A 10,519-nucleotide genomic window follows, 5' to 3' on the forward strand; every position below is an offset into this window, starting at 1 on the left:
CAAATTAATTGCAATTTCTGAAATAATTACTTGACCACATGCTAAACAGTCAACTTTGGATTGAACCTCTCGGTAATGTTGTTGTGGTTCGAGTGAGAGGGGAATTAACTGAAAGCTTGCTCAAAGAAATACATGAGCGCGTAATTCAGCTACTGCGAGATACCGAATACACGCGCGTTCTCTACGACGCATTGGAAATGGAATCACCCGACATTGACATCGCATTGTTGCAAGAAAAATTAAACGAACAGACAAAGCAACTGTTCGCTGACCAATCTCTCCGTAAAGCCATTTTGGTTTCGAATACACGATTAGGTTATCTGTCGCGGATCGCCTTCGGACAATTTGGTGAGGGGGACTACCGTGTTTTCTATAACGATCTCAGCCACGCCTTGCAGTGGCTTGAGACGTGAACAAACCGTCCGCTTCGGGTCGATAGCGGAAGTACACGGCCATAGTTCGGCAGCTAAGATGACGTCCGTGTTCCCATACGGACTGATGCCATGGCCCAAGCACTTCTACCCGAAGACCTTTGGTCGCTCATAGCAGCTCATCTCCCGACCCATCACAGATCGCCGAAGGGCGGACGGCCACGTCTCAACGATCGCGCTACCCTAACCGGGATTCTGTTTGTGCTGAAGACTGGGATACCGTGGGAGTATTTGCCGCGCGAACTCGGCTGCGGCAGCGGGATGACTTGTTGGCGCCGGCTCCACGAATGGATGAAAGCTGGCGTTTGGCAGCGAGTCCACGAGGCAGTCCTTCGACGGCTACGCGAGCACGATCAGATCATGTGGGATCGAGCTTGCGTTGACGCTGCCAGCGTGCCGGCGCCTGCAGGTGGCGAGCATACGGGTCGGAATCCGACCGATCGTGGCAAGCTCGGCTGCAAACACCACCTGCTCGTTGATCAACGTGGGCTGCCGCTGGTAGCGAAGATCTCGGGCGCCCAGGTGCACGACTCGCGTTTTCTTATTCCACTCGTAGAAGCCATCCCAGCGGTTAAGGGACTTCGCGGCCGTGCGCGTAAGCGTCCAGGTAAGCTGCACGCCGATCGAGCGTACGCTTCACGAGCGCATCGCGTTTGGCTGCGTCAACGAGGTATCGCAGCACGTATAGCGCGATACGGCGTGGAGTCGCGTGAAAGGCTCGGCCGATGGCGTTGGGTCGTTGAACGCACGCTAGGATGGCTGCACCGCTTCCGCAGGTTGCGCATTCGGCACGAGCGGCGAGCGGACATACATCAGGCCTTCCTCTCGCTCGCGTGCTCGCTCATCTGTTGGCGGTATGTCGAGAGGTTTTGTTAGGCGTTCTTAATGTAGCGATCAGCCATGCCTTTGATAAGACGTGGTAATCGGCATACTGAAGTGAGCGACATTCATAAGTAACCTGGGCCGACTTGAATGTGCTCAAGTCTCAGTGCGTCGCCACTAGGTTCTGGTAATTCGGTGCAGGAGCCGTCTTGAGTGTTCTGCCGTTACCGACCGACGCGATGCGAAGCGTCATCTGACGGTAACGGCAACACTTGGCACGCACCTATAGGGAAACGCGAGCACCCGAATCAGGCAGGGGCGAGTGGCCATGGCCGCCGACCGAGCTGGTGCCTTCCTTGGCACCGACGTCGATCTGTGCGAGCTGCGCCGGGCCACTGGATGCGCCTTCGATGGTCAGCGCCGCATAGCCATCCTCCAGGCGCTTGAGATCGTCGGCGGTGAGCTTCAGGTCGAGCGCGGCGACGTTTTCGTCCAGATGCGCGATCTTGGTCGTGCCGGGGATGGGCACGATCCAAGGCTTGCGGGCCAGAAGCCAGGCGAGCGCCATCTGTGCCGGGGTCGCGCCCTTGGGCAGGCCGACCTGGCGCAGCAGCTCGACTACGCGCCAGTTGCGGCGGCGGGCCTCCGGCGTGAAGCGCGGGAACACGGCGCGCAGATCGCCTTCGAGCAGCTCGGTTTCGGCGGCGACGGTGCCGGTCAGGTAGCCCATGCCCAGCGGGCTGTAGGCGACGAAGCCGATGCCCAGTTCCTCGCAGACAGGCAGGACTTCCGGCTCCTGCTCGCGCACCCAAAAGGAATACTGGTTCTCGACCGCCGTCACGGTCTGGACCGCGTGCGCACGGCGGATGGTCGCCGCACCCGCGCCCGACAGCCCGAAATACTTGACCTTGCCCTCACGGATGAGGTCGCTGACCGTGCCGGCGACGTCCTCGATCGGCACCTCGGGGTCGATGCGGTGCTGGTAGAGCAGATCGATGTAGTCGGTGCCGAGCCGCTTCAAAGACCCCTCGACCGCCTGCCGGATGTGGGCGGGCTTGCTGTTCAGGCCGGCAGGCTTGCCGTCCTTGTACTGGAAGCCGAACTTGGTGCAGATCACGGCCTGGCTGCGCACGTCGCGGAGTGCTTCCTTGGCGATTTCTTCGGCCATGTAGGGGCCATAGACCTCGGCCGTGTCGAAGAAGCGCACGCCGCGGTCGAAGGCGTGGCGCACGAGCCGCACCGCCTCGGCGCGGTCGGTCGGCGGCCCATAGGCGTGGACGAAGTTCATGACGCCCATGCCGAGCGCGGTGACGTCGAGGCCGCCGAGCTTGCGCGTGGGCATCGGATTCTGTTGGGAGTTCATGGTGTTTTCCTTCTGATTCAAAGAGTGCCGGCGAAGACGGCGGTCATGCCGCCATCGACGGTAAGTTCGATGCCGTTGACGTAGCTGCTCTGCTCGGAAGCGAGGAACGCGACAGCTTCTCCGATCTCGTGGGTGGTGCCCACGCGGCCGAGCGGGACGAAGCCGGCGACGCGCTGCTGGTGCTGCCGTTCCTGCTCCGGCGTGCGCCCGAGTTCTCCGGTGGCGGCCTCCGTGGGGATGCCCCCCGGGCTGATGGCGTTGACGCGCACGCGCCGGTGTTTCAGGTCGGTGGCCCAGCTATGCACGAAAGAGCGCAGCGCCGCCTTGGCGGCGGCATAGACGCTGAAATCCGGCAGGCCCAGGTCGGCGGTGATCGAGGTGTTCAGGATGACCGAGGCCCCGTCGCTCAGGATGGGCAGCACGGCCTGGACGGTGAACAGGGTGCCCTTCACGTTGGTGTTGAACGTGGCATCGAAATGCTCCTCGGTGATCTTGTCCAGCGCGAGGTAGCTGCCGATGCCGGCGTTGGCAAACACGATGTCCACCTGGCCCTTGTCGGTCTGGTACTGTCAACTTACCGTAGTCCGCAAAGCTTTGTAAGCTAGCGGGATGACAACCTCTCAACTTTACCGCGGCTTTCGTTACCCTTCCGAGATCATCAGCCACGTCGTGTGGCTCTACTTCCGGTTTTCACTGAGTTTTCGCGACATCGAGGAGCTCATGGCCAGCCGCGGCGTCATCGTCACCTACGAGACCATCCGCCAATGGACGCTAAAGTTCGGTCAGGGATATGCCAATGCGCTGCGCGGGCGCCAGCCGCAGCGCGGCGACAAATGGCATCTCGACGAGGTGGTTCTCACCATCAAGGGCAAGTACCATTACCTGTGGCGCGCGGTCGATCAGGATGGCCATGTACTGGATATTCTCATGCAGAGCCGGCGTAACCGGCAAGCGGCGAAACGCTTTTTCCGCAAGCTCCTCAAGGGCCTGCGTTACGCTCCACGGGTACTGGTCACCGACAAACTGAAGAGTTACGCCGCAGCCAGGGTGCAGATCATGCCGGGTGTCGAGCATCGCCAGCACAAGGGGCTGAATAACCGAGCCGAACTCTCGCACCAACCGACCCGACAACGCGAACGACAGATGCGTCGCTTCAAGTCACCCGGCCATGCACAGCGGTTTCTCTCAGCGCATGGCCCGATCAACAATGTTTTCCGGTGCAAGCGCAACCACCTGTCGGCGCAGCAGTACCGGCACGTCCGTACTCAAGCATTTTCAATCTGGAATGAGGTCACCAAGTAGGCAGGAACGTGTAATCCGCCACATTTCGTTCCGCGGACCGGGGCAGTTTGTCCCGGCTTCTACAACGCGTTTTCTCGATTCAGCAAGTTGACAGTACCCGCTAGCGTGTCCAGCCGGCCTCGCCGATCCAGCGTAGCGCGCCCAGCGAGGGCATGAACAGGTACTCGCCGCCCTTTAGCCGGTTGAAAGTGGTCACGCCGTCCAGCCGGCGCCGTACCGGCGACTGCGGCAGCGTGAAGCTGCCAAGCGTCTCGTGCAGGCCGACGATGGTGTCGCGTTCGGTGCCCAAGTCGATGAAATTGCCGCGGTTGATCCATTCCTGTTGAAGGAACTCGATGGTGTCGTAGGCGCGCGCACTAATGAAGATGAAGAAGATGCCGCGCTCGCCCCGCGCGTCGTCGGCCGCCGTCACCTCGCGGCTCCATTTGGGGCCGAAGGTCGAGGAGCGCCGGATGATGCGGTGGATATTCACGTCGGTCAGGATCGTCAGCCTGCTGTCGCGCGGATTCAGGCGCCGCATGTGGGACGCGTGGGGGCAGACGAAGCCGCGCGGGTCCTTCGAAAAATCGAAATCGTTGTTGCGGGCCGGGTCGGCTCCCAGTTCCGGATCGTCGCGCTCGGGCGCCAGAATCAGGGGCGCGCCGCTGCGCCAGCGGCCGACCAGCTTGGCCGCCAGCAGCTCTTCCTCGGATTCGCTGGCGGCATGACTGCGCACGAAATCGTTGAACGCACCGACCTGGCTGGCATACTTGCGCAGCACCACGAAAGAACCGTTGCGTCCTAGTTCGGGCGGGTCGGGCATCGCCACCGGCGCGCCGGTCTCGCTGTTTTCGCCGAGAATGAATTCACCGGCCGCGATCGCGCGCTCCTGGCCCGGCAGCGCATCGACGCCGCTGCCGGCAACTGCGGGCTGTGAAATCGAATCGCGGAAGCCGAAGGGATTTTTGGCATCGGCATCGGCGCCGAATGTGTGGGTGCCGACCAGGGTCACGCCATGCGAGCGCGCCAATTCGTCCATGGCGTTGGCGTGCGCCACGTCGAGCGCAGCCTCATCGCGCGCGTAGATCGTCAGCGCGAGGTGGCAGGCTCCGGGGCGGAACGCTTCATCCCAGTGTTCAGGGGCATTGACGTCGAAGTCGCGCAGCTGCTCGGCACGGCCCGCCATGCCTTGCTGGAAGGGCAGCGGAAAAGTTTTGAGCGAGGCTTCCGGCAAGCCCAGCGCCTTCAGCCCCTGGAAGCTGAGCGCGGCGCCGGTCCAGGCGTCGAGATCGTCGGTCCAGCCGGCTGCGGAAGGGATGTGAGCGGCCAGGCGGCGCACCAGGTCGCGTCCTCCTTCCGCATCGTCGAAATGCAGCATTGCGTGGATGCCGACATAGGGTTCGGGACGCGAACGCAGGATCAGGGCCTGGATGTCGTCCAAGGCCAGCGTAACCCGTTCGCGCTGGAAGCGCGCCTTCAGATCGTTGAGCAGGCCCATGTCAGTAATCCACCCCTTCCGGCTGCGAGATCGCGGCCGTGAGTGTGTCCAGCGCCTTGCGCGTCGCCTCGTCCTTAGGCGGATGCGCGGCCATGGCGTCGAAGAAGGCGTCCAGCGCCTTTTCCATGCGCTGGTAGCGCCGGGTGTCGACCACGGTCACCTGCGGATTGGCGACAAACCAGCCAGCGGCGTCGATTTGGTGCGATGCGATAAAGTCTTTCACCTGCGGGTTGGCAATGCCGGGCCAGCCCTCCACGTTCGCGAACAGCAAGTCCATCAGTTCCGGAATCTTGGTCGCGAAGTCGTTGATGTAGCTGTCCCAGTCGCCGTCATAGGTGGTGGCAAACAGGATGCGGGTGTCGTTGTCGAAGAAGACGAAGCGCATGTCGTGCAAGGTGGAGACGCGCTGGGCGCCATCCATATTGCCGTTGGTGAGATCGAAGATGCGGCGCAGGCGGTCGGCGCCGCCCGGTTTGAGCGGCGCGATGGCAGTCAGCTCGGAAACGTTGCCGGACTGCTTGCCCGCGCGCCCGGCCGATCTGGCGCTGCCCTTCAGGTCGGGATTGTGCTTGCGCACCATTGCTTCCAGCGCGATCTTGGCAAGCTGCGGCGCGTCGTGCGCCACCGCATCGATGCGGCGCCTGATTTCCTGCAGCCAGGTTTCGTCGTCCAGGCGCGGGTCGGTGGTCTTGTCGGTCATGGTTCTGGCTCCTTAGTCCGGGATGTCGGAAGGTTGCGATGGCTCCACGCGCGGTCGCGCGTTCATCGTGTGCCGATACACGCTTGAACGCTCGTAGGCCGCGCGACGGATGCGCATGATGCCGCCCAGCGGTCGGTGCGCCTCGATGCCGTTCCAGGGGCTGAAGGACAGGACATCGTCGCCATACACCTGGCGTCCCGGTGTCGCGGTGGGCTGCGGAGGGAAGCGCAGCGTGGCGATGGGACGGTGCGGGGAACGCTCCTCGCTCCACCGCACGGCGGCGTCCTCGACCGGCATCGCCGTCAGGTCGACGCACAGCTGCGCCGACAGTTCGTACTCGGCGCCATGGTCGGCGAAGAAGACGCTGACGGCGTCGCGCATGGAGGCGTCGTGCACCTCGCGCAGCGGCTGCCCGGCCAGGGAGCGCACCTCCGCGGACTTCGGCGCGAGCGCGAGTTTGGCAATGTAGTCGCCGAAGCGGATCGCCGCCTGCGTGTGGTAGGTCTCACCGAGCGGATGGTGATTGTCGCGCGCCAGGCCTTCAAGGGTCGCGCCCGGTTCCAGGCCCAGCGCCTGCACCAGCTCTTTCGCGCCGCGCGCGGTGCCGGCCACCATGCGCTGGAAGGTGTCCGGCGCATGCGCGTTCGCTTCGAGCAGCGCCAGCATCTGCTTGTACTTCGGGATAGTGCCGAAGGCGAGCACCGGGAAGTTCACCATCAGGAAATCCTGGTTGGCGCCAGCAGTGCCGGGCGACAGGCGTTCGCCCTCCACGCCCATCACCTTGAGCGCGAAGCCACGCGGAGCCGGAATCTTGTCGGAGTGGATGTCGCCGGGTGCCGAGGACAGGCGCGCGACGACGTGGTAGCGGCGCGCCTCGGCGAAGATGCCCTGGCGCAGCTCGGGCGGCAGATTCGCATTCACCTCCAGTTCGCCCACCAGCAGACCATTCGACTTGGCATGGGCGTCGCGGATTGCGTGGCGGTGGCGCTCAAAGGCACAGCGGTTGGTAGCCGCCATCTGTTCGACGATCTCGTCGGTCAGGCGAGCTTCGTCTTCAGAAACCGTTTCGACACCCGAGGCGTAGGGACAAGGACGCAAAGCTATACCTCCTCAAAAAATTGCATTAAAAGCATCGCCGAGGTGTATGTTAGGAGATAATTTGTTGCACTGCAACCGAGAGCACACTCTATCGTGCAGGTTGACGCTTTAGCTGCCTGAGCCCGAATCTCACGTAATTTCAACGGGAGCTTTTGTCCCGCAAGATGGCCTTTATTCCAGCGTCCTGCAATCTTGGCTTTGGTAGTGTTCGAATCCATGAGGCCTCCGTGGTTGAGGAGTCCCATTGTGGGCGCCTGATGGCCCAAGACCCTTTTACGCAACCTTTGCTTGCCTTGGGAGCAAGCACGGTCGTACACGGAGCTGTACCGATGGGCCGAGATCGGCCAAGAGCCGGCATCCAAAGCATAAGCTGTTGGATTTGCCGACAGAACTCCGCCGGGCCTTCGACCATCGGTCAATCCACATGCGCATACGCCTCCAGCGGTTCCAGCCCGTGTTCGGTCAGGCGCAGCACGCGGTCACACCGACGCGCCAGGCCCAGATCGTGGGTGACGATCACGAACGCCTTGCCAAGATTGTGCGACAGCTCAAGCATGAGGTCGAAGAGCAGTGTTTGGGGACGCGAAGATGACAACTGCGCTTCTCGATAGGTTGACTCACCACTGCCACATCTTGGAAACAGGTAACGAAAGCTACCGCTTCAAAAACAGTTCAACGCAAATGAACGGAAAGAAGGGATGACGGGAAACGATAATCAGATGATCCGCTAAAGAATTAAGAGGGGGTCAGATTTCGATGCACGTTGTGGGTCAGAATGGCTTTGTTGCGCAAATCGGAATGCTCCAGTGCAGAATCGGCCGGTCTGGTAGCCTGAACGGATGAAACCAGCTCCACAAAAGTACCGCACGACCAACTGGAAGACGTACAACGAAGCGCTGAAATCGCGCGGCCCCCTGCTCATCTGGCTTGACCCGACGATGATCTGGCGCGGCCAGCCGAGCGGCAGGCGCGGGCGCAGCCAGACGTTCAGCGATCAGGCGATCAAGTTCTGCCTGAGTATCAAGTGTCTCTTTAATTTACCACTGCGCCAAGCCATGGGCATGACGCAAAGCCTGCTGAGCCTGGCCGGGCTCGACTGGCCGGTGCCGGACTACAGCACGGTCAGCCGGCGGCAAAAGACGCTGCAGGTAGCCATCGGCGCCGTGCCGACGACCACTGGCTTACATCTGCTGGTGGACAGCACGGGGATCAAGATGCTGGGCGAAGGCGAATGGAAGACGAAGAAGCACGGTCAGGAATACCGCCGCCAATGGCGCAAGGTGCACCTCGGGATTGATGCATCCACACTGGAGATCCGGGCGATGGAGGTCACCGACAACAGCATCGGCGACGCGCCTGTCCTGCCAGCGCTGTTAGCTCAAATTCCTGCCGACGAGAACATCGCCAGCGTGAGTGGCGATGGCGCCTACGACACGAAGGACTGTCACGAAGCCATCGCATTGCGTGCTGCGCATGCCATCATCCCGACTCGCAAGAACGCAAAGCCCTGGAAGGCAAACCGCTGCGGTGCCGATGCACGTAACGACATCCTTCGGGCGACAAAAAGGCTGGGACGGGCAATATGGAAGAGATGGAGTGGCTACCATAGGCGCAGCCTTGTCGAGACCAAGATGCGTTGTTTCAAACTGTTGGGAGAACGTGTCATGGCCCGCGACTTTGACCGTCAGGTCGCCGAGCTACAAGTGCGGGCTGCCGTGTTGAATCGCTTCACTCGACTGGGCACCCCAGTTACGGTCCCAGTGTTATAAAACGAACCACAAATAGCGTGAGCTCGTCCTTCGCTCGATTTGCTCAACAAAGCCGTTGGCGGTATGTCGAGAGGTTTTGTTAGGCGTTCTTAATCCTGAATGAGATTTACAATTCTACCGCAATTCAAAATTTACTCAACGACCGAAAAGGATCTAAACATGACGACTGACCTCTCGAAATACGACCTCAGCGAATTGAAGCAGCTTCAAGTCGACATTGAAAACGAAATCCAGGGCCGTCAACAACAAGAGGTCAAGAAAGCCCGAGATCAGATTCTATCGATCGCGCAAAGCCTCGGCGTATCAGTTGAGGAGCTAGTGGCTGACCCGGGGAGGAAATCGAAGGGCAAGAGTTCTGAGGTTCGCGCACAGTACCGCAATCCTAAAGACGGTCAGCAAACTTGGAGCGGACGTGGTCGTCAGCCAAAGTGGGTGGTAGAGGCGCTCGGTGCAGGCAAAGAATTGAAGGATTTTCGCATTCAGTAAAATTCGTTAAAACGCCGGCTGAGCCAGTATATTCGCTCAATATCTGATCTCAGCCATGAGCGTGAAAAACACTGGATTCGATGTTTTTTGAGTCTCGTTGCCATTCCACATCTTAAGGAACGCTATAAGGCAGCTTAGGATTTTGCCAACTATATTATGCAATACGGCGATACGCTCCCATTCAAATGCAGACGCTCTAGTGAACCGCACCGGCTTTCGTGGAGGCCGGTTAGTGTGAGTCAGGCCGAGATGGCTTGACTGCTCAGTTGCTTGTAATAGTTTGCCTCAGCTTCCGCCGGCGGTATATAGCCGAGCGGTTCCAGCAAGCGGTGGTGGTTAAACCAAGACACCCATTCCAGCGTGGCCAGTTCAACGGCCTCACGCGTTTTCCAGGGAGCGCGGCGGTGAATCAATTCGGCCTTGTAAAGCCCGTTAATCGTTTCGGCCAAGGCGTTGTCGTAGCTGTCGCCCTTGCTGCCCACAGACGGCTCAATGCCGGCTTCTGCGAGACGTTCGCTGTACCGTATCGAGACGTATTGGGAGCCCCTATCGCTGTGATGGACGAGTGCGTTTCGTTCCGGCTGACGCGCGTACAAGGCTTGTTCCAGGGCGTCGAGCACGAAGTCGGTCCGCATCGAGCTGCTCACACGCCAGCCGACAATGCGCCGGGCGAAGACGTCGATGACGAAGGCCACGTAGACGAAACCCTGCCACGTCGAGACGTACGTGAAATCGCTGACCCACAACTGGTTCGGGCGCTGTGCCTTGAACTGGCGGTTGACCCGGTCGAGCGGGCATGGAGCCTTTGCATCGGCAACCGTCGTGCGCACGACCTTGCCGCGTACGACCCCACGCAGGCCGGCCCTGCGCATCAAGCGCTCCACCGTGCAGCGTGCCACGTCGGTTCCTTCACGCCGCAGTTGGTGCCAAACTTTGTCAGCCCCGTAGACCTGCAGGTTCGCCTGCCAGACCCGTTCAATCTCGACGCTCAGCACATCATCGCGCTGGACGCGAGCACAGCGCAATGCCAGGTTGCGCTGCTTCGCCGCGTATCGCCAATAGCCCGACGGC

At 60.9% G+C, this 10,519-nt stretch carries 11 protein-coding genes and 2 pseudogenes; 6 read left to right on the forward strand and 7 right to left on the reverse strand.

What is annotated here, in order from left to right; translation table 11 throughout:
• The first annotated feature begins 38 nt into the window (after positions 1 to 38).
• Together QPK32_RS14060 and QPK32_RS14065 are read left to right on the forward strand one after the other, a co-directional pair.
• On the forward strand, positions 39 to 413 hold the full coding sequence (locus QPK32_RS14060) for an STAS/SEC14 domain-containing protein (protein WP_290413442.1): 375 nt from the start codon (positions 39 to 41) through the stop codon (positions 411 to 413).
• A gap of 90 nt (positions 414 to 503) precedes the next feature.
• Positions 504 to 1,307, forward strand: a complete 804-nt coding sequence (locus QPK32_RS14065) for an IS5 family transposase (protein ID WP_273162059.1) — start codon at positions 504 to 506, stop codon at positions 1,305 to 1,307.
• 229 nt (positions 1,308 to 1,536) lie between these two features.
• Here QPK32_RS14065 and QPK32_RS14070 read toward each other — a convergent pair whose 3' ends face one another.
• Together QPK32_RS14070 and QPK32_RS14075 are read right to left on the reverse strand one after the other, a co-directional pair.
• Complete coding sequence (locus QPK32_RS14070) at positions 1,537 to 2,595, reverse strand: aldo/keto reductase (RefSeq protein ID WP_290413457.1); 1,059 nt, start codon at positions 2,593 to 2,595, stop codon at positions 1,537 to 1,539.
• 38 nt (positions 2,596 to 2,633) lie between these two features.
• A complete protein-coding gene (locus QPK32_RS14075; protein ID WP_374046745.1) occupies positions 2,634 to 3,152 on the reverse strand; it encodes an SDR family oxidoreductase in 519 nt (172 codons plus the stop codon).
• 73 nt (positions 3,153 to 3,225) lie between these two features.
• Between QPK32_RS14075 and QPK32_RS14080 the strand changes: the two genes are divergently transcribed.
• The gene (locus QPK32_RS14080; protein WP_290413443.1) at positions 3,226 to 3,918 is read left to right on the forward strand and encodes an IS6 family transposase; all 693 of its coding nucleotides are present in this window, start codon (positions 3,226 to 3,228) and stop codon (positions 3,916 to 3,918) included.
• Positions 3,919 to 4,018: 100 nt separating this feature from the next.
• Here the strand turns inward: QPK32_RS14080 and QPK32_RS14085 are convergent, their stop codons facing one another.
• From QPK32_RS14085 to QPK32_RS14100, 4 genes and pseudogenes are all read right to left on the reverse strand, one after another.
• Positions 4,019 to 5,395, reverse strand: coding sequence for a Dyp-type peroxidase (locus QPK32_RS14085; RefSeq protein WP_290413444.1), 1,377 nt, complete (start codon positions 5,393 to 5,395; stop codon positions 4,019 to 4,021).
• Between the two features lies 1 nt (position 5,396).
• Positions 5,397 to 6,095: a hypothetical protein gene (locus QPK32_RS14090; protein ID WP_290413445.1), complete on the reverse strand. Its 699-nt coding sequence runs from the start codon at positions 6,093 to 6,095 to the stop codon at positions 5,397 to 5,399.
• A gap of 12 nt (positions 6,096 to 6,107) precedes the next feature.
• Positions 6,108 to 7,112: a catalase family protein gene (locus QPK32_RS14095; protein ID WP_290413446.1), complete on the reverse strand. Its 1,005-nt coding sequence runs from the start codon at positions 7,110 to 7,112 to the stop codon at positions 6,108 to 6,110.
• A gap of 496 nt (positions 7,113 to 7,608) precedes the next feature.
• Positions 7,609 to 7,761: pseudogene (locus QPK32_RS14100) on the reverse strand (lipoprotein-releasing system ATP-binding protein LolD); the annotation flags it as partial.
• On the opposite strand from QPK32_RS14100, the pseudogene QPK32_RS14105 reads away from it, so the two are divergent.
• The 3 genes and pseudogenes from QPK32_RS14105 to QPK32_RS14115 all read left to right on the forward strand — a co-directional run.
• Positions 7,761 to 7,895, forward strand: a pseudogene (locus QPK32_RS14105) (ATP-binding protein); the annotation flags it as partial. The pseudogenes QPK32_RS14100 and QPK32_RS14105 sit on opposite strands and share 1 nt — an antisense overlap.
• Positions 7,896 to 8,032: 137 nt before the next feature.
• A complete protein-coding gene (locus tag QPK32_RS14110; RefSeq protein WP_290413447.1) occupies positions 8,033 to 8,962 on the forward strand; it encodes an IS5 family transposase in 930 nt (309 codons plus the stop codon).
• A 159-nt stretch (positions 8,963 to 9,121) separates the two neighbouring features.
• The gene (locus QPK32_RS14115) at positions 9,122 to 9,448 is read left to right on the forward strand and encodes an H-NS histone family protein (protein ID WP_290413448.1); all 327 of its coding nucleotides are present in this window, start codon (positions 9,122 to 9,124) and stop codon (positions 9,446 to 9,448) included.
• Between the two features lie 239 nt (positions 9,449 to 9,687).
• On the opposite strand, the gene QPK32_RS14120 is transcribed toward QPK32_RS14115, so the two are convergent.
• The coding region (locus tag QPK32_RS14120; RefSeq protein WP_290413449.1) for an IS3 family transposase at positions 9,688 to 10,519 on the reverse strand (832 nt) is incomplete at its 5' end.

It is taken from the genome of Massilia sp. YIM B02763 (assembly GCF_030412015.1).
Taxonomy (GTDB): Bacteria; Pseudomonadota; Gammaproteobacteria; order Burkholderiales; family Burkholderiaceae_D; genus Telluria.